At 71.3% G+C, this 22,153-nt stretch carries 25 protein-coding genes, 1 tRNA gene and 1 pseudogene; 11 read left to right on the top strand and 16 right to left on the bottom strand.

The annotated features are described in order from the left end of the window. Window positions 1-32 precede the first annotated feature (32 nt). Together BUE29_RS07885 and BUE29_RS07890 are read right to left on the bottom strand one after the other, a co-directional pair. A complete protein-coding gene (locus BUE29_RS07885) occupies window positions 33-1,700 on the bottom strand; it encodes a DUF885 domain-containing protein (protein WP_073388304.1) in 1,668 nt (555 codons plus the stop codon). A 14-nt stretch (window positions 1,701-1,714) separates the two neighbouring features. Continuing rightward, window positions 1,715-3,058 carry an IPT/TIG domain-containing protein gene (locus tag BUE29_RS07890; protein ID WP_073388306.1) on the bottom strand — a complete coding sequence of 448 codons (1,344 nt, stop codon included), beginning with the start codon at window positions 3,056-3,058 and terminating at the stop codon, window positions 1,715-1,717. Window positions 3,059-3,315: 257 nt separating this feature from the next. Here BUE29_RS07890 and BUE29_RS07895 point away from each other — a divergent pair, with 257 nt between their 5' ends. Genes BUE29_RS07895 through BUE29_RS07915 form a run of 5 tightly spaced genes read left to right on the top strand, consistent with a single transcriptional unit; the run spans window position 3,316 to window position 7,017 of the window. Next, window positions 3,316-3,888 carry a MauE/DoxX family redox-associated membrane protein gene (locus BUE29_RS07895; protein WP_143168058.1) on the top strand — a complete coding sequence of 191 codons (573 nt, stop codon included), beginning with the start codon at window positions 3,316-3,318 and terminating at the stop codon, window positions 3,886-3,888. Beyond that, window positions 3,885-4,691 carry a hypothetical protein gene (locus tag BUE29_RS07900; RefSeq protein WP_073388311.1) on the top strand — a complete coding sequence of 269 codons (807 nt, stop codon included), beginning with the start codon at window positions 3,885-3,887 and terminating at the stop codon, window positions 4,689-4,691. Before BUE29_RS07895 ends, BUE29_RS07900 begins: the two co-directional genes overlap by 4 nt. Then, the gene (locus tag BUE29_RS07905; RefSeq protein ID WP_073388313.1) at window positions 4,684-5,283 is read left to right on the top strand and encodes a hypothetical protein; all 600 of its coding nucleotides are present in this window, start codon (window positions 4,684-4,686) and stop codon (window positions 5,281-5,283) included. The genes BUE29_RS07900 and BUE29_RS07905 overlap by 8 nt, the downstream gene beginning before the upstream one ends. Beyond that, complete coding sequence (locus BUE29_RS07910; RefSeq protein WP_073388315.1) at window positions 5,258-6,208, top strand: twin-arginine translocation signal domain-containing protein; 951 nt, start codon at window positions 5,258-5,260, stop codon at window positions 6,206-6,208. The genes BUE29_RS07905 and BUE29_RS07910 overlap by 26 nt, the downstream gene beginning before the upstream one ends. 8 nt (window positions 6,209-6,216) lie before the next feature. Beyond that, on the top strand, window positions 6,217-7,017 hold the full coding sequence (locus BUE29_RS07915) for a hypothetical protein (RefSeq protein WP_073388317.1): 801 nt from the start codon (window positions 6,217-6,219) through the stop codon (window positions 7,015-7,017). On the opposite strand, the gene BUE29_RS07920 is transcribed toward BUE29_RS07915, so the two are convergent. Together BUE29_RS07920 and BUE29_RS07925 are read right to left on the bottom strand one after the other, a co-directional pair. Next, window positions 6,998-7,774: an SDR family NAD(P)-dependent oxidoreductase gene (locus tag BUE29_RS07920; RefSeq protein ID WP_073388327.1), complete on the bottom strand. Its 777-nt coding sequence runs from the start codon at window positions 7,772-7,774 to the stop codon at window positions 6,998-7,000. The genes BUE29_RS07915 and BUE29_RS07920 overlap by 20 nt on opposite strands. 25 nt (window positions 7,775-7,799) lie before the next feature. After that, entirely contained in the window at window positions 7,800-9,083 is a 1,284-nt protein-coding gene (locus BUE29_RS07925; protein ID WP_073388330.1) for an MFS transporter, read from the bottom strand. Window positions 9,084-9,126: 43 nt separating this feature from the next. On the opposite strand from BUE29_RS07925, the gene BUE29_RS07930 reads away from it, so the two are divergent. Further along, entirely contained in the window at window positions 9,127-9,726 is a 600-nt protein-coding gene (locus BUE29_RS07930) for a TetR/AcrR family transcriptional regulator (protein WP_073388332.1), read from the top strand. A gap of 120 nt (window positions 9,727-9,846) precedes the next feature. Further along, the gene (locus tag BUE29_RS23070) at window positions 9,847-11,250 is read left to right on the top strand and encodes a uracil-xanthine permease family protein (RefSeq protein WP_073389528.1); all 1,404 of its coding nucleotides are present in this window, start codon (window positions 9,847-9,849) and stop codon (window positions 11,248-11,250) included. A gap of 3 nt (window positions 11,251-11,253) precedes the next feature. On the opposite strand, the gene BUE29_RS23075 is transcribed toward BUE29_RS23070, so the two are convergent. The 6 genes and pseudogenes from BUE29_RS23075 to BUE29_RS22430 all read right to left on the bottom strand — a co-directional run bounded on the left by BUE29_RS23075 (window position 11,254) and on the right by BUE29_RS22430 (window position 14,276). Beyond that, on the bottom strand, window positions 11,254-11,439 hold the full coding sequence (locus BUE29_RS23075) for an Rv0909 family putative TA system antitoxin (protein ID WP_143168059.1): 186 nt from the start codon (window positions 11,437-11,439) through the stop codon (window positions 11,254-11,256). 184 nt (window positions 11,440-11,623) lie between these two features. Beyond that, window positions 11,624-12,487, bottom strand: a pseudogene (locus tag BUE29_RS23670) (DMT family transporter); the annotation flags it as partial. Continuing rightward, window positions 12,458-12,531, bottom strand: a tRNA-Gly gene (locus tag BUE29_RS07945). The pseudogene BUE29_RS23670 and the gene BUE29_RS07945, both read right to left, overlap by 30 nt. Window positions 12,532-12,713: 182 nt before the next feature. Further along, window positions 12,714-13,031, bottom strand: coding sequence for a hypothetical protein (locus tag BUE29_RS21925; RefSeq protein ID WP_143168060.1), 318 nt, complete (start codon window positions 13,029-13,031; stop codon window positions 12,714-12,716). 722 nt (window positions 13,032-13,753) lie between these two features. Continuing rightward, on the bottom strand, window positions 13,754-13,879 hold the full coding sequence (locus BUE29_RS23380; protein WP_268766573.1) for a hypothetical protein: 126 nt from the start codon (window positions 13,877-13,879) through the stop codon (window positions 13,754-13,756). Between the two features lie 226 nt (window positions 13,880-14,105). Further along, window positions 14,106-14,276: a hypothetical protein gene (locus BUE29_RS22430; protein ID WP_159440847.1), complete on the bottom strand. Its 171-nt coding sequence runs from the start codon at window positions 14,274-14,276 to the stop codon at window positions 14,106-14,108. A gap of 210 nt (window positions 14,277-14,486) precedes the next feature. Between BUE29_RS22430 and BUE29_RS07950 the strand changes: the two genes are divergently transcribed. From BUE29_RS07950 to BUE29_RS07960, 4 genes are all read left to right on the top strand, one after another. Continuing rightward, entirely contained in the window at window positions 14,487-16,091 is a 1,605-nt protein-coding gene (locus BUE29_RS07950) for a DNRLRE domain-containing protein (RefSeq protein ID WP_073388338.1), read from the top strand. Window positions 16,092-16,209: 118 nt separating this feature from the next. After that, entirely contained in the window at window positions 16,210-16,344 is a 135-nt protein-coding gene (locus BUE29_RS23385; protein ID WP_268766574.1) for a hypothetical protein, read from the top strand. 162 nt (window positions 16,345-16,506) lie between these two features. Then, complete coding sequence (locus BUE29_RS07955; protein WP_143168062.1) at window positions 16,507-17,070, top strand: hypothetical protein; 564 nt, start codon at window positions 16,507-16,509, stop codon at window positions 17,068-17,070. 163 nt (window positions 17,071-17,233) lie between these two features. Beyond that, complete coding sequence (locus BUE29_RS07960; protein ID WP_073388344.1) at window positions 17,234-17,623, top strand: hypothetical protein; 390 nt, start codon at window positions 17,234-17,236, stop codon at window positions 17,621-17,623. A gap of 101 nt (window positions 17,624-17,724) precedes the next feature. Here BUE29_RS07960 and BUE29_RS07965 read toward each other — a convergent pair whose 3' ends face one another. The 6 genes from BUE29_RS07965 to BUE29_RS07990 all read right to left on the bottom strand — a co-directional run bounded on the left by BUE29_RS07965 (window position 17,725) and on the right by BUE29_RS07990 (window position 21,947). After that, the gene (locus tag BUE29_RS07965; RefSeq protein ID WP_073388347.1) at window positions 17,725-18,294 is read right to left on the bottom strand and encodes a recombinase family protein; all 570 of its coding nucleotides are present in this window, start codon (window positions 18,292-18,294) and stop codon (window positions 17,725-17,727) included. A 63-nt stretch (window positions 18,295-18,357) separates the two neighbouring features. Next, window positions 18,358-18,687, bottom strand: coding sequence for a hypothetical protein (locus BUE29_RS07970; RefSeq protein WP_073388350.1), 330 nt, complete (start codon window positions 18,685-18,687; stop codon window positions 18,358-18,360). A gap of 124 nt (window positions 18,688-18,811) precedes the next feature. Then, on the bottom strand, window positions 18,812-19,297 hold the full coding sequence (locus BUE29_RS22435; RefSeq protein WP_073388352.1) for a hypothetical protein: 486 nt from the start codon (window positions 19,295-19,297) through the stop codon (window positions 18,812-18,814). Then, on the bottom strand, window positions 19,297-19,953 hold the full coding sequence (locus tag BUE29_RS07980; protein ID WP_073388355.1) for a hypothetical protein: 657 nt from the start codon (window positions 19,951-19,953) through the stop codon (window positions 19,297-19,299). The genes BUE29_RS22435 and BUE29_RS07980 overlap by 1 nt, the downstream gene beginning before the upstream one ends. A gap of 618 nt (window positions 19,954-20,571) precedes the next feature. Next, entirely contained in the window at window positions 20,572-20,877 is a 306-nt protein-coding gene (locus BUE29_RS07985) for a hypothetical protein (protein ID WP_073388357.1), read from the bottom strand. A 23-nt stretch (window positions 20,878-20,900) separates the two neighbouring features. After that, entirely contained in the window at window positions 20,901-21,947 is a 1,047-nt protein-coding gene (locus BUE29_RS07990; RefSeq protein WP_143168063.1) for a pentapeptide repeat-containing protein, read from the bottom strand. Window positions 21,948-22,153: the final 206 nt, after the last annotated feature.

The following is a 22,153-nucleotide window of genomic DNA, read 5'->3' on the forward strand; positions in this document are numbered from 1 at the left end:
GCCGCACTGTCAAGGGCGTGCCGCCCGCCCCGTCAGCGCCGTGCCGCGATCCAGTCGTCGACGACGAGCGCGAGGACGGGCATGGTGACCGATCCGCTGTCGACCAGCGCGGCGTTGAAACCGGGCAGGTCGAACGCCGCAGCGAGGGCGTCCTCGGCGTGCGCGCGGAGCCGCACGATCTCGCGCAACCCGGCCTGATAGGCCAGCGCCTGCCCGGGCCGGGCGATGTAGCGGTCGACCTCGTCGAGGAGGAACTGCTCGGGCAGCGCCACGTGCTCGATCAGGTAGTCGCGGGCCTGCTGCCGAGTCCACCGCAGGGCGTGCAGGCCGGTGTCGACCACGAGCCGGGCGGCGCGGTGCATCTCGATGTAGACGGCACCGAGCTGCGCGCGCACGTCGCTGAGCAGGCCGAACTCGTCGGCGAGCCGCTCGGCGTAGAGCCCCCACCCCTCGGCGTGCACGGTGATGGACAGCTGCTGCAGCAGCGGCAGGTCGGGGAGTATTGCGGCCCGCGCGAGCTGGGAGTGGTGACCGGGCACCGTCTCGTGGAACGCGACCGCCTCGAGGTCCCAGCCCGCGCCTGCGCTCGGTCGCTGCGTGTTGAACCAGTACGTGCCGGGCCGGCTGCCGTCGGCGCGGGGACGGGAGTAGTGCGGGGCCATGCCCGACTGCGCGACGGTCGTGGGCATCGGCTCGACCGCGCACGGCGCCGGCAGCGGCGCCGGCATGATCTCGCCGGCACGCTCCTCGGCGCGGGCGACCGCCTCGCGCGCCCGCCGCAGCGCCGCCTCCGGCGCGAGCTCGCCCGACGACTCCCGCACCGCCCGGACGACGGCCGCGAGGTCGTGCAGTCCCAGCTCGGCGCCGAGCTCGACCGCGCGCCGCTCGAGACGCGCCACCTCCGCGAGGCCGATGCGGTGCAGCTCCTGCGGCTCGTAGGGCAGGGTGGTGTGGACGGCGACCGCGCGGCGGTACGCCGCCGCACCGTCGGGGAGTGCCCAGAGTCCGGCGGCGTCGTCCGGGCGGGACCGGGACAGCAGGGCGGCGACGCGATCGCGCCAGCTCCGGAGTGACGGGACGACCGCACCGGTGACGACAGCCTCGAGCTCGGCCCGCCACGCAGCGGAGGCGTCGGCGGGGACGGCGGCGGTGAACGCGGCGGGGACGCCCTCGGCGAGCGTCCGGTCGGCCCAGGCGACGGCGCTCTCGACCAGCGACGCGACCGGGAAGCAGCCGGCCGCCGCGCCCTCGTCGAGCCGCGCGGCGGTGCCGTCGATCCAGTCCGGCAGGCTTCGCAGCCGGGTGAGGTAGTCCGCGGCGGCCCGGTCGTCCACGAGCACCGTGCGCGCCGCGGTGGCGAGGGCCGCCGGCGGACCCACGTACGGCATCGCCGTGACGGTGTACTCGGACTCGCGCGCGGCGAGCTCCAGCCGGGTGCGCTCGCACACGGCCGCCACCGCCGCCGCGGTGATGCGCTCCGGCGATCCCGGCCGCGTGGCCTCGGCCGGCAGTGCCGCGACCTCGGCCGCGACCTCGCGCAGCCGGCGGTCCAGCTCGTCCGCCGCGGCGCGCGAGGGATCGGGGACGAGCGCGTCGTACTCGCGTAGCCCCAGCCCGCTCGCGACGAAGGGCTCGGCCTCGAGCAGGACGGTGGCGAGGCGATCGGCGATCGCCCGGGCGGACGGCGCGGGCGAGGTCATGCCGCCACCCTCACTCACGGCGTGGTCGTGCCGCCGGCCGGTTCGCTGCCGGTGGCCGGGGTCGACGATGCCGACGATGCCGACGATGCCGACGACGAGCCGGCCGGGGCCGACGTCGCGCCGGCCGTGGCCGGGGTCGACGACGCCGGGGACGAGCCGGCCGGTGCCGTCGTCGCCGGTACGGTCGGCGACGGGGTCGCCGGCCGCGTCGTGCCTGGGTCGGTCGCCTTGGTCGTCCTGCGGGTCGCCGTGGTGGCCGGCGAGGAGTAGACGAACACCGGTGCGGTGTGCGTCCGCCCGTACTTCGTCCGCACCCAGATCTTCACCTTGCCCGCGGCGTGCTTGGGCGCGACGGCCGCGATCGTGCCGGTCGACGTGACGCTGAACCTCGCCCGCGTGCCACCGAAGGCCACCGCCGTCACCTTGCTGAAGTCACGTCCGTGGATGGTGACCTTGGTGCCGCCCGCGGTGCTGCCCTTCTTCGCCGAGACGGTTGTGATCACGGGCGCGTTGCTCGGGAAGGCGCCGCCGGGCAGCACCCGCTTCGCCATCTGCGTGATCGCGTTGCCGAGTCGGCTGCCGTAGCTGCTCGCCGGGCCGCGGGCGAGGATGGCCACCGCGTACCGGTCGCCGTTGACGAAGCCGGTGGAGTTCTGGCTCGCGTTGCCGCGGCTGTAGCTGTAGTCGCTGCCCCAGCCCTGCTTGATCGCGACCCGCTTGGCCGCCTGCGGGAGCCCGAAGTTCTGGTAGAAGCCGTCCGAGCCGTGGACGGTGTGGTCGTGCATGGCGCTCAGCAGCCACTTGCTGACCCTGCGGTCCTTCTTCAGCTTGGCGTAGAGGCGCACGAGGCCGTCGGAGGTGATGCGGTTGCTACCCCACCAGTTGCTGCGGATCGGGCCGCTGCCGAGGCTCGGGACCTTCCAGTGCTTCTTCGTCCAGTTGAGCAGGCCGTCGCCGCCGACGCTGCCGTAGAACGAGTTCGCGATGTTGTCGTCGGACTGCGCGATCATCTTGTGGGCGCGCTTGGAGGTGCTGCCGTGCATGCGTCCCTGGACGATGAGGCGCGCCGCGATCATGACCTTGATGACCGACTCGCTCGCGAAGCCGCTGGTGTGCCGGCCCGACGAGTAGAGCTGCCCCGTCTTGGTGTCGAGGACGGAGATGCCGGCGATGTAGCCGTGCGCCTTGGCGTACTTGGCGGCGCTCGAGACCGCGGCGCCGCGGGCGGTCGCCGCGCCGGCCGACGGCGCGGTCACCGTGGCCGCGGTCAGGCCGCCGGCGGCGAGCGCCAGCACCGTCGCGGCGACGCCGGCGCGGCGCGCGGCAGGCCGTGCCGCTCGGTGGAGGGGTCGGTACATCGAGGCGTCCTCTTGGTCAGGGGCCGAGCGCAGCGGGGTCGTCGCGTCGTGCTGATCGGGTGATCGTCGACGGGGGCGACGAGGTGACGCAGGTGTTACGTATGTGATGAACGCACACGTTCGGTCGTGGATCAAGTCGGAACGGGCGAATACCGGAGAACGACACGCCCCCCTTCGCCGGTCGGGCCGACTGGTCAGGCACAGCAAGGCGTGTCACCATCAGCGCGCCGAACCCCGGGCCGCCCGATCGGATGACCATGACCAGTGCCGTCCTGCACGATCTCGTCGCCGCGCTGTGCGCCGCGGCCGCGTTGCTGCTCGTCGCGTCCGGAGCCGCCAAGGTGGCTCGGCCACAGGCGACGACGGCCACGGTGGACTCGCTCGTCGGCCGGCTGCTCCCCCGGCCCCGCCGCCGGCCGCTGCTGCGCGTCGCGGCACGTCTCGTCGGCGTCGGCGAGGTGGCGGTCGGTGTCGTCGTCCTGGCCGTCGGGGGCCGGCCGGCCGCGGTGCTGCTGGCTGCGGCCTACCTCGTCTTCGCCGCCGTCGCCGCCCGCCTGGCCACGGCGGCCGATCCCGTCTCGTGCGGCTGCTTCGGCCGTTCGGACGCACCGGTCGGCGTACCCCACGTCGTCCTCGACCTCGCCGCCGCCGCCGTGGCCATCGCCGCGATCGGGGCCGGTCTGCCCGCCGGCGGCGGCCTGTTCGACGACGGCGCAGCCGTCGCCGTGGGCGGTCCGCTGCTCGTCGCACTCGTAACCTGGTCGGCCTATCTGGCGATCACCGCGCTGCCGGCCCTGTCGTCCGCGCGCCGTCTGGTGGAGGCCCCGTGACCGTCCTCGTCCTGATCGAGACCGTCGTCCTCGTCGTCCTCTGCGTGCTGGTCGCGGGGCTGCTGCGCGGCTACGGCACCGTCCTGCGCCGGCTGCACCAGCTCGACGGCGACGCCGGGGGCTCGGACGGCTCGCGCGACTTCACCCTGCTGCCGCTGGTCGACCGGCCGGCGGACGAGCCGCCGTTACGCCCGCGGACGGCGCCCGCTCCGGCCGCCGAGTTCGGCGACGCGCACGACATCGCCGGCGAGACCCTGGCCGGCGAGATCGTCAGTGCCCGCGTCGTCGGCACGGGCAACGACACGCTCCTGCTGTTCCTGTCGAGCGGCTGCGCGTCGTGCGCGACCTTCTGGGAGGAGCTGGGTCGCCCCGGTTCGATCCACCTGCCCGCCGGGACGCGACTGCTGGTCGTCCCGCAGAGCCCGGCCGACGAGAGCGTCTCCGACCTCGTCGCCATGGCGCCGCCCGGGATCGACGTCGTCCTCTCGAGCCGGGCGTGGCGCGACTACGGCGTGCCGGGGTCGCCCCACGTCGTGTACGTCGACGGCGCGTCCGGCCGCATCCGCGGCGAGGGCACCGGGCAGTCGCTGGGGCAGGTCGCCGATCTGCTCGCCCGGTCGACCGGCGACGCCGGGTTCGTCACCGGCGAGCGGTCCCGCAAGCCCGCACGCGACGCCGAGCAGGAGGCCGCCGTCGACCGCGAACTGCTCGCTGCCGGCATCCTGCCCGGCGACCCGCGGCTCTACGGCGCGGCCGAGGAGCCGGCCGGGCACGGCGGGCTCGGCGGGCACGCCCATGGCTAGGACGCAGGCCGCCGGGCCGCTCGCCACCGTCGCGGGCCACGGCCTGCGGATCACGCTGCCGGCACGGTGGGAGGCCCGGCTGTACCTGCGCGACCGGCCGCCGGAGACGGCGGTGGAGCCCGAGGACGACGACGCCGGGACGGCCGTCGGGATCACGGGCGGTCTCGGGTCCGGCGTGCACCCCGCCGCGTACGGGTGGGCCGGCGAGTCGCCGAACCCGGTGCTGCACCTCGCGAACTTCGCCCTGCCGCCGGGCCGGGGCGACTTCGGCACCGGCGCGGTGGAGGTGATGGGCGCGGAGCACGCGTTCGTCTCGCTGCTCGAGTACGACGCCGAGGAGGCCGGCCGCCCGCTGTTCGAGCACCGTGGCGTCCCTCGCCCGGTTTTGCGCGATTTCGCGCCCAATCAGTTGCAGCGACGGTTGGCCGGTCAGCTGGGCCGACAGACCTTCTTCACGCACGAGGGGCGACCGTTCTGCCTGTACGTCGTGCTCGGGTCTCGCGAACACGCGGCCGACCTGGTCGCCGACGTGCACGGCGTCCTCGACAACCTGGAGGTGAGCGCACGTGACGACGTCGACGCCACTGTCTGAGCGCATCGTCAACCGGCTGGCCCAGCTCGGGAACCGGCGGCCGAGCCGTCGCAGCTTCCTGACCACCGCCACGCTCGCCGGCACCGCCCTCGCGGTCAACCCGTGGGACTACCTGACCAAGCCGCAGAACGCGTACGCGTCGGTGTGCGGGCCGGGCGCGACCTGTGACGCCGGTTGGTCGGCGATGTGCTGCTCGATCAACAAGGGCCACAACACCTGCCCGCCCAACACCTTCGCCGGCGGATGGTGGAAGGCCGACCGTTCGTCGTTCTGCGGCGGCGCGGCGCGGTACTACATCGACTGCAACGCCAAGCCCGGGCACCACTTCCACTGCCGCTGCAACAAGTCGAACTGCGACCACCGCTACGTCGCCTGCAACGTCTTCCGCTACGGGCAGTGCAACACGCAGGTCAAGGGAACGACCGCGGTGGTGTGCCGCCAGATCAGCTGCCGGCCGCCGTGGGAGCTCTATCCCGGCAAGTGCGGCAAGTCCAGCGCCACCGACAACAACACCCGCGCCCACAACGCGCCGTGCCTGACCAAGGCCAACACCTACCCGCGGCTCGTCACGTTCAAGGAGGGCCGGGCCGTGCTGCACGAGGGGCAGTACCGCAAGACCGGGCAGCGCCTCGTCGCCCCGAACCGGCACACCAAGGCCTACCTGCAGTCCGACGGCGACTTCGTGATCGCCAACCAGGACGGCATCGTGTGGTCGACCCGCACCTCGCCCGAGGCCCGTGGTGGCCGGCTCGTCATGGGCAAGGACGGCCGGCTCGCCGTCGTCGACAAGTCGGGCACGGTGCGCTGGCGCAGCTCCAACCCGGCGACGACCACGACGTCGTACCTGCGGCTGCGCAACAACGGCCAGCTCGCCATCTACCGCGGCGACAAGGTCGTCTGGCACACCAAGACGCACACCCCGTAGGAGCGCCGATGCTGCTGTCCCTCGCCCTCGTCACCGCGGTCGTCGCCGCTGCGCGCGGCGTCTGGTCGCCGTGCGGGCTGTCGATGCTGTCGTCGCTGAACCCCGTCTCCGAACGTGCCCGTGGGCACCGCTTCGGCCTCACCGCCGCCTGGTATGTCGCCGGCGCGGTCGCGGGCGGTGCCGCCCTCGGCGGCGGCCTCGCGCTCGCGGCCTTCGGCGTCGGGCGCGCCGGCGCGCGCGACTCGCTCACCTGGGCACTCGTGCTCGGCTGCGCCGCGATCGCCGTCGCGTCGGACACCCGGATGTTCGGTCGCTCGCTGCCCGTCCACCCCCGTCAGGTGGACGAGCGGTGGCTGACGACCTACCGGCGCTGGATCTACGCCGGCGGTTACGGCGTGCAGATCGGTGCGGGCTTCGCGACCTACATCATGACGGCGGCGGTGTACCTGACCGCTGCGCTCGCCGTGCTCACGGGCTCGCCCGCCCAGGCGTTCCTCGTGGCGGTCGTCTTCGGGGCGGTGCGGGGGTTGGCGATCGTCGGCTGCGCCGTCGCGAACACGCCTGACCGGCTGCGCTCGTTGGTGGCGCGCATCGACGGCTGGGCGACACCCTCGACGTGGGTCGCGACGGCGGTCGCGGCAGGCGTCGCCGGTGTCGCCGCGGCGCAGCTCGGCGGTGCGCCGGCCGCGGGTGTCACGGTCGCGGTGCTGGCGGCGGGCGTCGCGATCTCGCGCCGGTGGGCCGACGGCGTCGTCTCCTGCCCGGTGCCGGCGCAGGCCGGCACCCGCGCTACTTCGGCGGCATCCTGATCCCGCCGTCCACCCGGACGACCTCGCCGTTCATGTAGGAGTTCGTCAGGCACTCGACGACCATGCTGGCCAGCTCGTCCGGCACACCGAGCCGCTTGGGGAACAGCACGCTCTCGCCCAGCTTGGCCTTGAACGCCTCCGCCTCGTCGCCGCTGCCGTAGATCGGGGTGTCGATGAGGCCCGGGGCGATGGTGTTGAGGCGGATGCCGGCCGCGGCGAGGTCGCGAGCGACCGGCAGCGTCATGCCGACGACCCCGCCCTTGGACGCCGAATAGGACGCCTGCCCGATCTGGCCGTCGAAGGCGGCCACGCTCGCGAGGTTGACGATCGCGCCGCGGCACCCGTCGGCGTCGGGCTCGTTGCGGCTCATCGCCGTCGCCGCCAGTCGCGTCATGTCGAAGGTGCCGATCAGGTTGATGGCGACGACCTTGGTGAAGGCCTCGAGCGAGTGCGCGGAGTCGAACTCGCCGTCCCGGCCGATGGTGCGCTGCGCCCAGCCGATGCCGGCGGAGTTCACGACGGCCCGCAGCGGCGCGAGCTCGACGGCCCGCTCGACCGCGGCCCGGAGCTGCGCGGTGTCGGTGACGTCGACGGCGACGAACGCCCCGCCGACCTCGTCGGCGAGCTCCTGGCCCTTGTCGGCCTGCAGATCGGCGACGACGACGCGCGCGCCACGTTCGGCGAGACGGCGGACGGCGGCGGCACCGATGCCGCTCGCGCCGCCGGTGACGATGGCACTGGCTCCGGTGATCTCCATGTCGCGGAGACTATCCCCGCCCGCGTCAGGACGTCGGGCAGGCCTGCCGTGCCGTCTCGCGGGGGCACAGCTGCTCGACGACGACGGGTGCGGACCGGTCGGCCCGGCCCCGGACGAGCAGGCTCGCCGCGGCCAGCAGCGCGAGGACGATGACGGCGAGGCCGTACTCGCGCGCGGTGCCGGGCAGGTCGGCGTTGTGGACCGCGAGCAGCCCCCCGATCATGGCCGGGATGCCCAGCGCCAGATAGGACACCACGTAGACCAGCGAGAGCAGACCGGCCCGCTCGTGGGGCCGGGCAAGCGGCAGGACCGTCCGCACGCCGCCCTGGAAGGCCGCGCCGAAGCCCAGCCCGGCGACGAAGACCGTGCCGAAGAACAGCGCGGACGAGTCGACCGCCACCGCGACGAGCGTGGCCGCCACGCCCAGCACGATGCCGGCCGTGCCGGCGAGCATGACCCGGTCGGGGTCGGCGTTGCGCAGCAGAAGGGTGCTCAGGGCCGCGGCGGAGGCCAGCAGGAAGAGCGGCAGGCCCCCGAGCAGCACCGACCCCGAGCCGGTCACCGTGCGGACGAGGCCCGGGCCGAGCGAGGCGAAGAAGCTGGGCAGCGCCCAGGCCGCGATCAGCGCCGGCGTCGCGACGAGCAGGGCCCGGCGCGCCGGCGGCGGCAGCGCGAACTCCGGCACCAGCGAGCGCACCGCGCCCGGCGCCCGGCTGACGGTCTCGCGCATCGCGAGCACTCCGGCCGCCTGGACGGCGAACACCCCGAGCAGCAGCCAGTACACGAGCCGGGTCGGCGCGGGCAGGAACTGCACGAGCACGCCTGCGCCGAGCGCCCCGAGCCCGGTGCCCAGCGGCGTGACCACCGCGTTGACGAGGGTGCCGCGCCGGCTGTCCAGGTCGATCAGACCGGCCCCGATCGCACTCGCGGCCGCCCCGGTGGCGATGCCCTGCACGATGCGCGCCGCCATCAGCCCCGGCACGCCGTCGGCCGTCAGGAACGCGGCCGTGGCCACCAGTTGCACGGCCAGCGCCGCGAGCAGCACGGGTCGGCGTCCGACGTGGTCGGAGAGCCGTCCCAGCGCCAGCAGCGTCACCAGCACGGAGATCGCGTAGACGCCGAAGACGACGGTCGTCGTGACCGGGGAGAAGTGCCACTCCGCGGCGTACGTCGCGTAGAGCGGGGTCGGTGCCGACGAGGCCGCCAGGAAGGCGACGATGACGGAGGCGAGCAGCCAGAAGGCCGCTCGGTCGGGCAGTCGACGGGCACGGCGACGGCCGTCCAGGTGAGTAGACCGGTCTGTCTGCATGCTTCGACGCTAGACAGATCTGTCTGGTAGCGTCAAGTCCGTTATGACACGGACCGCACCGGCGGGCGCCGCCACCACCGCGTCGCGACGCACGGCTCGCGAACGGCTGCTCGCCGCGGCCACCGAGCTCTTCTACGCCGAGGGCATCCACACCGTCGGCATCGACCGCATCATCGAGCGGGCCGGGGTGGCGAAGGCGTCGCTGTACAACACCTACGGCAGCAAGGACGAGCTCGTCCGCGCCTACCTGCAGCAGCGCCACGAGCTCACCTCCACCCGGGTGGCGGCGGTGCTCGAGCGCTGGGACGATCCGCGCGACAAGCTGCTCGGCGTCTTCGTCGCGCAGGGCGAGCGGATGGCCGAGCCCGACTACCACGGCTGCCCGTTCATCGGCGCCACCGCCGAGAGCCCTGCCGGCAGCCCGGCGCGGCAGGCCGCCGACGGCTACCGCGGCTGGCTGCGCGGGCTGTTCGCCGAGCTCGCCGCGGAACTGGGCGTGGCCGACGCCGACACGCTGTCGCGGCAGCTGGTCATGCTCTACGACGGCGCCGCCCTCGCGCACCGCCTCGACGGCCACCAGGGGGCCGCCGCGGCGGCCCGCGCCGCGGCCGCGAACCTGCTCGACGCCGCATTGCCCCGGTAAGTCCCCGGCACGACCTGCCGATCTCGCGCGCGTAACCCGGCGGACACGCCGCGGATGCCAGGATGCCCCCACGCGGGGCGGCCGGCCTTCCGCGCGATCCGAGGGGAGACGCAGGTGTCGATGTTTCGCTGGACGCTCGTGCACGGTGGCAAGACGCCGCCGGCGGGGGCCGTCGTCCGACCGGACGAGCGGCTGTCGACGCCCCGGATGGTGGGGCTCGGCGCACAGCACGTCGTCGCCATGTTCGGCGCCACCTTCGTCTTCCCGCGCGTCATGGGGCTCAACCCCAACCTCGCGGTGCTCATGTCGGGCGTCGCGACGATCCTGTTCCTGCTCATCGTCAAGAACCGCATCCCCAGCTACGTCGGCACGTCGGCATCGTTCGTGGCCGGCGTCGCGGCCATCCGCGCCCAGGGCGGCGACTCCGCCGACGTCACCGGCGCCATCCTGATCGCCGGGCTGATCCTCGCCGTGGTCGGCGTGATCGTGCACGTCGGCGGCGCGCACCTCGTGCGCGCCGCGCTCCCGCCCGTTGTCACCGGCGCCGTGGTCATGCTCATCGGCTTCAACCTGGCCACGGTGGCCACGACGTTGTACCTGCCGAACGAACAGTGGATCGGGCTGCTCACCGCGGCCTTCGTCATCGTCGTGTCGGTGCTCGCGCGAGGATTTGTGTCGCGCCTCGCGATCTTCCTCGGGCTCGTGTTCGGCTACGTCGCCTCGTGGATCGCCGATCAGATCAACCAGGTGCCGTCGTCGGCCGACCCGAAGATGATGGTCGACCGCATCGACTGGTCCGGCATCTCCGACGCGGCCTGGATCGGCGTCCCCAAGACCATCCCGCTCGTCGGCGATCCCAACCTTAAGGAGCTGACCGGTCCGCACCTGCCGACGTTCAGCATGACGTTCATCCTGCTCGTCATCCCGTCGGTGATCGCACTCCTCGCCGAGAACGCCGGGCACGTCAAGGCCGTCTCGGAGATGACCGGCGACGACCTCGACCCCTACCTCGGCCGCGCCTTCATCGGCGACGGCGTGGGCACTGCGGTGGCCAGCGTCGTCGGCGGCTCGCCCACCACGACCTACGCCGAGAACATCGGCGTCATGGCCGCCACCCGGGTGTACTCCACGCTTGCCTACTACATCGCGGCGGCCGTCGCGATCCTGTTCGGCTTCTGCCCCAAGTTCGGCGCGCTGGTAGCCGCGACGCCGGCGGGCGTGCTCGGCGGCATCACGCTCGTGCTCTACGGCATGATCGGCCTGCTCGGCGCCAAGATCTGGATCGAGGCGCGCGTCGACTTCGCCAACCCGGTCAACCTCGTCCCGCTCGGCGCCGCTCTCATCGCCGGCATCGGTGACCTCACCATCAAGTTCACCGACGACTTCTCCATCACCGGCATCGCCGCCGGCACGCTGATCGCGTTGCTCGGCTACCACCTCTGCCGGGCGCTGGCGCCGGCGCACCTGCGCGAGCCGCGGACGGGTCGTGACGACCGGCCCGACCTCGCCAAGCCGCTCGCCTGACGCCTACTGCGCGGGCGGCTTTCGGTCGAGCAGGCCGCGGACCCGGTTCGCGGCCTGCTCGACCTGGCGCTCCTTGCCCTTGGCCCGCTTCTTCGCGAAACGCTCGGCGCCGCTCACGCCCTTGTCGATGGTGCCGCCGTGCTTGCGCAGCATGTCGTCGGCGCGGGCCCGCAGTCCTCGTGTGTCCATGGCCCGACGCTACGAAGCGGTGATGGACGGCGCCTGTGCGCGGGCTCGGCGTCGGCCGTGCGCACCGTCCTACCGCCGGGCTCCGGCGAGAGCGACGAGCACGATGCCGGCACCGACGAGTGCGAGGCCGACCCGGCCGGTCGCGCCGAGCCGTTCGTGCAGCACGAGGGGTCGCGAGGAGCGTCGCCACGACGGGTTCGGCGAGTGCGATGGTCGTGGCGCTCGAGGCGTCCATCCCGCGCAGCCCGTAGTCGAACAGCAGGTAGGCCAGGGCCATCGGGACGACGGCGAGGTAGGCGAGCACGACCACCCCGCGCGTGTCGGTGAGCAGCGGGCCGGGCCCGTCGAGGGCGAAGGCGGGGAGCAACCCGACCGCCGCGAGGGCGAACGAACCCGCCATGACCGGTCGCGACCCGTGCCCGCGCCCGATCGTGCGGGCCCCCGACCAGGAGTAGTGCGCGTAGCCGAAGCCGGCGGCGAGACCGAGCACGACACCCTGCACGGGGCTGGCCCCCGCGTCGCCGCTCGTCGAGGCGGCGAGGCACGCGATGCCGGCCGTGGAGACGGCGGTGGCCACGGCCCAGGGCAGGCGCACGCGTCGGTGTTCGACCGACAATTCGAGCAGGGCGGCGAAGACGGGTCCGGAGCCGAGGGCCAGGGCGTTGCCGACGGCGACACCGACGAGGTCCATCGACCAGTAGTAGAAGGTCGCGTACGCCAACACCCCGACGGCGCCGACCACCAGCCCCGGCCACGCGGTGCGGTCCCGCGCCAGGCGCAGCACGCCCCGGGCGTCGAGAGCCAACAGGAGCAGGCCCCCGAAACCGAAGGTCGACAACCCGATCAGCGTCTGGGACGCACCCGAGGGCGCCTGGTGGGCGACGGTTCCCGTCGTTCCCCACAGCGCCGCGGCGACGAGGACGGCTCCGGTGTGCCCGCCGCGTCGAACCGCCACGGCCGAAGCGTCGGCACGCACGTCTGTGCCGTGGCCGGCGGCCTCGACACCGTTCGTCCGTCGTGGAGCGGGTGACGGGAATCGAACCCGCACTGTCAGCTTGGGAAGCTGATGTTCTGCCATTGAACTACACCCGCGGAACGCTGCGACGATACCCGACGACCCGGATTCCGGGACGTCGGGAGGTCGGCCGCTGCGTGCGGACGGTCCACGGGCGGCGTCGGCGACCGGGCGTGCGACGACTCGACTAGAAGCGGGCTGTTCGCCGTCCGGCTGCTTGCTGTCGCCGCCGTTGCGCTGTGTCCCGGCGCGGGATTCGCTACCGGATGACAGCCACATCGGCGCGGCAAACGCTGGTCGTCGACCACTTGTCGGTGCCGTGGTGTCGTTCTCGGTTCTTCTGGTGATGGTGGATGCCTCCCGGTCCTCGGTGGCCGGCCCGAACGGCTCGATGAACGGCAGCACGGCGACCAGCGCCTCGGCGCGGGCCAAGATCGATCTCGGGGATCGGGTCGTGCGGCCACGGCATCGTCAGGACCACGCTCGGGTTGTCGAACGCGGTCCGCAGCGCCGCGCCGTCACTGCGCTCGACGGCGCCGTGCCCGTCGTCCGGGGTGATGCTGCGTGGATCGGTCATGGGGTCCTCCTCGGGTTGGGAAGCCCCGTGTTGGGCTTCGCTGAGGTGCGGTCGTTCTTGCCGCACCTCGGCGTAGCCGCCTCGCTGCTCCGGACGGTCGAACCGGGCCACGCGTGGTGCGGAGCACCATCCCCGGACACGCTGGAAGGGATCACCCCTTGCGGCCGGAGGCCGGCCGGGGCTACCTGGCTGGAATCGCCACCGCCGGGAGACGGAGCTGCACGGTTACCACGACTGCGCCATCTGCTGTTCGCACGCCACGTTTGCCGGCCACCCACGGCGGCGACGTCGACCACGGCGCTGCTCGAGGACACGTCGCCCGGCCGCGCTAGGCCAGGCGTTTGGCAGACACCCATGAGATGGCGTCGCTGCCGGGATTTCTGAGTCCCGGAGGACGCTCAGCCCGCCACCAACTAATGGGCGCTGGTGGCAAACCGGTCGAAAGGCACGAGCGCCCCGAGACGGTTGCTTTTCCCGGGAAAGTCCCAATCGACGCGGGACGAAAGGCCTCCGCTGATGGGCCCCGGGCCTGAGACAGTCTCAGCTGATCTTGATTGATTCTTAGGTTCGGGGGTATCGCGCGTGGCGCGCGGTAGGGGAGAACGCATGTCTAGAGGTAGGCGTTGCGTGGTCGCGGTGGCGACGACCAGCGTGCTGTTCGCCAGCGTGTGCACGGCGATCGAGGCCACGGCCGAGCCGACGGGCTCGTCGAGCTCGGCGAGTCAGTCGGAGGTGGACGAGGCGGCCGCGAAGGCGGCCGAGACAGGCAAACGGGTCTTGGTGAAGTCGGAGCTGACCGAGACGTCGACGACGTGGGTCAACCCCAACGGCAGCCTGACCACGGACATGGCCTCGAGCCCGGTGCGGGGTGAAGCGCGACAGCGAGTGGGTGGACGTCGACCTGACGCTGCAGCACACCGCCGCCGGCTGGACGCCGGCCGCATCACCGCACCCGGTCGTGTTCTCCGACGGCGGGGACCAGGACGCGGTGTCGCTGGGTTCGGGCGCCAAGCGGGTGCAGCTCGGCTGGGACGCCACCCTGCCCACCCCGACCGTGCACGGCGCCGAGGCCCGTTACACGCTCGGTGACGGGCAGACGCTGGTGCTGACCGCGACCGAGGACGGGTTCGAGCAGTCCCTGGTGCTCGAACACGTACCGACCTCGCTGCCCAAGCAGCGGGTGCCCTTCGACACCTCGGCGCTGACGATGACCGAGAACTCGACCACGCGCAGCATCGACTTCACCGACACCTCCGGCCAGGTCGTCTACACGATCCCGACGCCGGTCATGTACGGCGCGGCCCGTGACCCGCTGACCGAGGAAGCCACGCAGGTCAAGCCGGTCGACGTCGCGCTGGCCCAGACCGCCGACGGCGCACGGCTGGACCTCACCCCGTCCATGTCCTGGCTGCAGGACCCGGTCACCACGTACCCGGTCACGATCGACCCGAGGTCGTGGCCATCGGCGACGCCGAGGACACCTACGTCCAGGACAACGTCACCGCCAACGTCGGCGCCGCGTCCACCCTGCGCGCCGGTTCCTACTCGGGCCACGCGGCGCGGAGCTACATCCGATTCGGCGACATGTCCGCCCTCGCCGGCGCCGACATCCAATCTGCGGTGCTCAACGCCTACTACACCGGCGCCAACTCCTGCACCAGCGCCAGCATCGCGAAGTGGGCGCTCGCCGCCCACCCCGTCACCTCGGCCTGGTCCAAGCAGGGCATCACCTGGGCGACCAAACCCTCGGTCTCCTACGCCTCCGCCTACACGGCGGAAGCCAACTTCGCCCACGGCATCGAAGGCACCTGCGCCAACGCCTGGGACACCATCGACCTGCAGAAGATGGTCCAGGCATGGAGCAACGGGACGATCACCAACTACGGCGTCGTCCTCAACGGCAGCGAAAGCACCGGCAACACCCAAGCCTGGACCTTCTGCTCCCGCAACCCCGCCAGCTCGGGCAGCGCATGCATCTACTCCTCACGCGTTCCGACGCTGTCGATCACCTACGTCGAAGCCAAGCCCGACGCGGCTACCTACGACCCGGACCCGGTCCCGACCACTACACCTCCGGACGAGTCGACGACCCCCGATTCCCCTCAAGAACAGCCCACCACCGCGCCCATAAGCAAGACCTTCGGCGGCACCCTCTACAACGCGAACGGAACGCCCCAGGCGAACGTGCCGGTGACAATTTACGACGCCGATGCCGACGCGCCCGGCAACGTGAGCGAATCCAACCCTTTCGATACGCCAATCGTTGGTACCGCCACCACGGACTCCTCCGGCCAGTGGACGTACACACTGCCCGACCCGTTGCCGGCCGCCTTGCAAGCCGAGGCTGACGACAATTCGGGCGTTCTGGATCTCGACGTCCGCGCTGTCGGCGCCGCCACCGACGGCACCGTCCTCGAGTCGCTGACCACTGTCTCGGTCGGCGTCGGGGCATCGGACGACCCCGCGGGCGGCAGCCTGCTCGCCCAAATGGCTGCCGCGAAGCAGAACTCCTCGAAAACGGCTCTGCACGTCGCCTCGTCCAACGACCTCGACATCAGCGACACCTCCGACGAAGACGCCGAAGGCAACTTCACTCCCGGCCAGGTCACAGCGAGCGGAACGACGACCGACGCAACCACTGGAGACACGACCACCGTCCCGGCTACGCAGATCGTGGACTCTGGGACCACGGACGTCGAGTCAACCCGCGACAACACCCCGCAGACCGCCGGCTACTCCGGCAATCCAGACGTGGTGAACGGCACCGACTACCGATCCGCGAACGTCCAGGGCGCCACCGTCGAGACAACAGCCGCAGCGGCTGAAGCTCACAGCCAGAGCCCTGTTGGGCAACTCTCTTGCGACCGGCCCAAGGTGGTCAAGGAGAAGAACGCGATCCGGTACACCGTCATCGGCGAGGCCCATGCTTACTGGAACGCCAAGGCGTCCTTCTTCTACGAGAAGAAGATGGGCACCAGCACCGAAATCAAGGCCAGCATCAACGGTAAGTTCTGGAGCGTTTCCGGCAGCGTGACCCACGAAATCGCGATGACTAGGTGAAGTTGGCCTGAGCACGCTGCCAACCCGTTCGTATCCGGATTTCCGCCAGGCAGGAAGCCCGCCTCGGTGACATCAACCAATCCGGGCCCTGCACCTACGGTGACACTAGGGATCGTGAGTGCCGGCTCGGGTGGGGGTGCTGATCTTCTTCGTGCTGCTCTTCGCGGTCGTCTACTACGTCCTGCACGCCCACAAGTACCAGAACTGCCTGATCACGCCCGGGCTCTTCGAGTGGCCCTCGACCTGCGTCTGATCAGCCAGCGTCGGCTGCGGGACACGAGCGCACCGAGCAGAGCTGGACGACCGTTACCTCGGCAGCTCGGTCCCCTTCAACGAAGGCGCACTGTCCGTACTTGGCAGTCACACATAGTGTGCGTAGCGTCACGAAGTACTCATCTTGATGACGGAGGTCGCCATGAGCCTCAAGCTCGTCCAATCACTGCTTCACCGGCACGCGCCAGGTAGGACGCGCAGCCGCTGGGTCGCGATCTGCGCGATCGCGCTCACCCTGACGGGCATCGCGTTCGCAGGGCCGGCGCAGGCGGCGACGGGTTCCTACAGCTTCACCAGCTGGAACAACCGATCTGCCGTCCTCTATGGCAACTTGGCAGACGGTGACACCTTCGCCCCTCCAGCGACCGTGCCGTCTACGGCGACAGTCACCGGACTGTCGGGGCGGGTCGATTTCGCCAACATCTCGTCCCAATGCCCGGGTGCCTGCCCGCCGCAGGCGACAGCGACCGCCTTCGCATGCCTAGACGTCAACGACACGCAGTGTTTCCAACTCGGGACGAACAATTCGTCGTTCCCTACGCGGATCATCTGGAACATCGCGATCACACCCGGCAATTACCCGGCGGCCACATCGCGGTTCCACTTCGCGTTTGTGATCAGCAACGGGACCACCAAGGCCATCAACCCAGCGATCTACTTGGCAGCCGGCGGTTCGAAGAACTTCACAGTGTCCTACTCGTACTAGCCAGAATCCGAATCTTGGGCGGGCCCCGGCTGCGGAACGACCGGGGCCGGGCTCAAGTCCAGTCCGAAATGGACGATTCCACCCCTTGAAGAGCCCTGGAACTTCCCGTGGCACAGACATCGGGTTGGCCAGGTCGAGAACCCGGGAAGGACTGCGACCGCCCATGATCAGTGCAGTTTCGGGCACCAGCGCTGCCAGTTACATAGCGCCCACCACCAGCGGCACCTGGACCACGGCCAGCACGGCCGACATGTTGTCTCATCTGACGGCCCAGGACTGGGCGCTGGGCAGCGCGATGGCCGGCAAAGAACTCGATCACGACCCGGGCACGGCCAAGCCCGCAGCGTTGCTCCTCATGGCGCAGGACCGCACGAGCGGTCGGCTTCCGGCGGATCAGCCGGTGAGCGAGAGCTACTTGCGAGCGATGGCGAGCGTTTCCACCAACCCGGGATACACCGAGTCGATCAATCGTGCGATCGCCCTGCTCAAGAGCCAGGCCGGCTCCGCGAGCGCTGACCAGGTGACGGGCAACGCCCTCGACCTTTTGGGGTAACACCGCCGAACCAACTGACGCCAAGCCGCAAACACGACGGCCGGGACGTGGACGTCCCGGCCGTCGTGCTGCTCACCTGCTATCTCCCGTCGATGTGTCCGTCAGGCACCCGACGGTTCGTTGCTCAAGTGCCTATAGATGGTGGCGCGGCCGACGCCGAGGGTGTCGGCGATCTGTTGGACGGTGTGGTTGCCGGTGTCGTACATCTGGCGGGCGACGGTGATCTTGTCCGGGGTCATGACGGTGCGGCGGCCGCCGTTGCGGCCGCGGGCGCGGGCGGCCTCGAGGCCGGCGAGGGTGCGTTCGCGGATGAGGTCGCGTTCGAACTGGGCGAGGCTGGCCATGATGCCGAACAGCAGCCGGCCGGCGGGGGTGGTGGCGTCCAGGCCTTCGGTCAGGGACCGGAACCCGATGTCGCGTTGGCCGAGTTCGGTGACGGTGGTGATGAGGTGGTGCAAGTTGCGGCCGAGCCGGTCCAGGCGCCAGACCACGATCGTGTCGCCGGGCAGCACGCGTTCGAGCAGGTCGTCGAGTTGGGGGCGGTGGTCGAGTTTGCCGGAGGCGTGGTCGGTGAAGATCCGGGCGCAGCCGGCCGCGGTGAGCGCGTCGTGCTGCAGGGCCGGGTCTTGTTCGAGGGTGGAGACGCGGGCGTAGCCGTACAGGTGGGCCATTCAGATGCCGTCCAACTCAGATGCCGTCCAACTCAGATGCCGTCCAACTCAGATGCCGCCAACTCAGATGCCCAGCCGGTTGTTGATCCGCACGGCGAGCTCGCGGGCCTCGCGGCCGAAGTCCTTGTCGGGGTAGAGGTCTGCGAGCTTGTCGAGCAGGTCGGCCACGGTCTGCGCTTCTTCCTCGGTGAGCGGGGGCCTGGCGAGCGCGGCGGGGAGCAGATCCTCCACGGTGAGCAGGGGGGCGTCGTGGATCGCAGCCATGAATTCCTGCTCAGTGAGCGGGGGCGCGTCGCGGCTCGCAGCGGCGAGCATGTCCTGCTCGGTGTGGTCGACGTCGGCCTGGGTGGCGTCGGCCTGGGTGGGGTCGTCAGCATTGCGGTGCTCGGTCATCGGTGTGCCCTCCTGGAGGTGGCCCCGTGGTCAGTCTGACGTCGGACGGTTGCGTGGTCGAGGAGCGCGCGGCATCGGTGGCCGGCGCGGGGGACGTCGATCGCGGGGCAAGCGGTGACGGGCATCAGATGCCGAGTCGGTCGTTGATCCGCACGGCGAGTTCGCGGGCTAGTCGGCCGAGGTCCTCGCGGGGGTAGACGCCGGCGAGCTCGTCGAGCAGGGCGGCCACGGCCTGGCCTTCTTCGTCGGTGAGCAGGGGCCGGCGCTGGCCGCCGCGGCCGAGGTCCATCTGCGCCTGCAGGTGGGAGGCGTAGTGGTCGCGCTCGAGCGGGCGGTCGTCCAGCCCGCGGACCGTGGCGGTGACACGACGGGGCCGGCCGGTGTCCCGTCGGGCGTCGACCGCGCTCGCGGTGTCGGCTGAGCCGGCGGGGAGGTCGAGTGCGGCGACGGCGATGCCGGCGAGTGCGGCGGCCTCGAGCCAGCGTTGCGCCTCGTCGGCCGCGCCGAGCAGGTAGCGGCCCTCGCGCAGCTCCAGTTCCTCGCGGGCCTGGCCCAGCTTGCGGGCCAGCGCCCGGTCGCCGCCCGGGTCGCTGGTGTCGTGGCCGGTCATCAGAACCCCAGCGGTGAGACGCCGGCGGGCTGCGCGTCGGTGTACCAGGTGTGCCAGCGGGTCCACCAGGCCTCGTAGTCGTGCTTGAGCTGTTGCGCGCGGGTGTACTTCGTGTCGTCGTGGCGGGCCAGCCCCAGGGCCAGGGCGTAGAGCAGCGACACGGCGTTGCGGTCCTCGGGATCGACGCCGAAGGTGACGCCGTCGGTGAGGTCCGCGGGCTCGTGTTCGCCGGCAAGGACGGCCAGCTCGTCGAGGTCCTGGCCGACGGCCTCGAGTTCGGTGTCCTCGAGGTCGGTGGCGTGGTCGGTCTGGCAGTAGCGCTGCACGGCCAGGGGCCGGCTGTGTAGGTAGTCGCGGTCGAGCACGTCGAAGTAGACACCGCCGTCGTAGGTCGCCGCCCGGTCGCGGTAGAGGGTGCCGAGCAGGCGGCCGGGGGCCGGCTGCCCTTCGTGCATGTCGGCGCCGGCGTGGGCGAAGGCCTCGGCGACGTCGCCGGCGCCGAGCTCGCGCCACCGGAACGGGTTGATCTCGCTCTGGTCGACCAGCCAGGCCTTGCCGTCGGTGTAGACGTCTTCGTCGGGCTGCAGGGCCGAGGGCGGACGTAGACCGTCGCCGGCTGGTCCTCGGTGCCGTCCCAGGGCCGGGTGACCAGCCACAGCGTGTGGTCGGCCGACTCGTACAGCGCGACCGAACCCAGCGGCACGTGGAACCCCTCGGGCAGGAAGGCCTCGAGGTCGCCCGGCCGGACGCCGGCGGTGGCCAGCACGAAGTCGCGGACCTTGTCCGACTCCCACGACCCGGGACGGGCGGCGACCAGAGCCTCGACGCCGCCGCACATCGCAGCGACCCGCGCGAGCACGTGGGACAACCACTCCGCGAAGTCGGGCGCCCCTCCCCCATCGGCGGCCGCCGCGGCGGCGAGCATCGCCCTCACGGCCTGCTCGGTGTGGTCGACATCGGTGTGGTCGACGTCGGCCCCGGCGGCGGCGACAGGCTCGGCGGCGTCGCCGGCGTTGCTGTGCTCGGCCATCGGTGTTCCCTCCTGGGGGGGTGGTGCCGTGGTCAGTCTGACGTCGGGGTGCGACGGTTGCGTGGTCGACGAGCACGAGCGGCATGGGCGGCGTCGCCCGACTGGGCGGCCGCGGTGACCGCGGCCGGGCTGGCGGCGTCGCAGTCGCCGGCGTGGCAGCGCGGGCAGTGGGCCGTGCCCCGGGAGTCGGTGCCGCAGTGCGCCCCGCACAGCGGGCCCAGCGCCTCTACCGGCGCCGCGGTCGTCATGACCGCTCTTCGGAAAAGCGCTGGGCCTGCAGGCCGGCCGAGCAGCGCAGGTCGCAGCGCGAGCAGATCGCGGCGTGCGGGGTGGCGTCGCTGTCGACGTCGGCCGGGTAGGTCGAGGGCCGACCGCAGAGCAGGCACGAGATCTCGACGTCGACCACGCCCGGGATCTCGCGCAGCTCGTCGGCCAGCGCGGCGGGCACCTGGTGGCCGACGCCGGCGACCGCGGCGGCCGCCGCCTGCAGGCGATCGCGTCGGGTCCGCAGCTCGACGAGCTCGCCGACGGTGATGGTCTCGGTTGCCATGCACCTATCGTCCCATAAACGTCTTAAACGTCAATAGTGAGACGCTGATTTCGGGCACGATTTATGAGACACGGACACGCCGTGGTCGGCCAGCAACTCGTCGACGTCTCACAGACGGTCGTTTGCGAGACCGCCGGCGCGACTCGCCCCCAACGAACAAGCTCTGCCGGAAGGTCGGATATAAACCTCGCTCCGGTGGTCCAGATGACCATGCCGCTGAAGGTCGCCCCGTCGAACGCGGTGGCCTCGCCGCTGAAGGTCGCCCCGTCGAACGAGGCGGTCTCGCTGCTAAAGATCGCCCCGTCGAACGACGCGGTCTCGCTGCTGAAGGTCGCCCCGTCGAAGAAGGTGGCCTCGCTGCTGAAGATCGCCCCGTCGAAGAAGGTGGTCCTGCTGTCGAAGGTCGCCCCGTCGAACGCGGTGGCCTCGCCGCTGAAGGTCGCCCCGTCGAACGAGGCGGTCTCGCTGCTAAAGATCGCCCCGTCGAACGACGCGGTCTCGCTGCTGAAGATCGCCCCGTCGAACATGGTGGCCTCGCTGCTGAAGATCGCCACGTCGAACGAGGTGGTCTTGCCGCTGAAGGTCGCCCGGGTGAACGAGGCGGTCTCGCCGCTGAAGGTCGCCCCGAAGAACGAGGTGGTCTTGCCGCTGAAGGTCGCCTCGTAGAACGAGGTGGTCTCGCCGCTGAAGGTCGCCACGTTGAACGAGGTGGTCTTGCCGCTGAAGGTCGCCCCCCGGAACGAGGTGGTCTCGCCGCTGAAGATCGCCCGGTAGAAGGTGGCCTCGCCGCCGAACGCTGCCTCGGCGGCGGTGAAGTCGTGGAGGTGAGCCCCTGTGAGGTCGAGGTTGGGGGAGGTCGCCCCGTCAGGATGGCCGTTGGCGTAGCCGACAAGCAGCCGTTGGGCGGTGTGCCGGACTTCGAGTTCGCTGATCAGCTCTTCCGGGACGTCGTCGGCTGCGCGGCGATCAAACATGTAGTCAACGAGGAACCGAGGCGGTGCCATACGCAGGTAGGCGCAGAGGACGTCGATGCAGGTTTGCGCCAGTCCAGCGCAGTCCGACAACCTCACACCGGATCGGAGATCCAAAATGGGCAACTCGGAGCAGCCCCCCACCTCGACCCACCGTCGTTACGAACGGAGGCACTGAATCGTGGGCGCACCGCCTATCTACCTGGACGACATGAGGCGAGCCGAACGTCGCGACGTTCCGGTTCAGACACGACTCACACCGAGCGAGTCCGCGGCGCTCGACGACTTCGTCGAGTGGGCCAAGC

This window comes from Jatrophihabitans endophyticus (genome assembly GCF_900129455.1).
GTDB classification, from domain to species: Bacteria; Actinomycetota; Actinomycetes; order Mycobacteriales; family Jatrophihabitantaceae; genus Jatrophihabitans; species Jatrophihabitans endophyticus.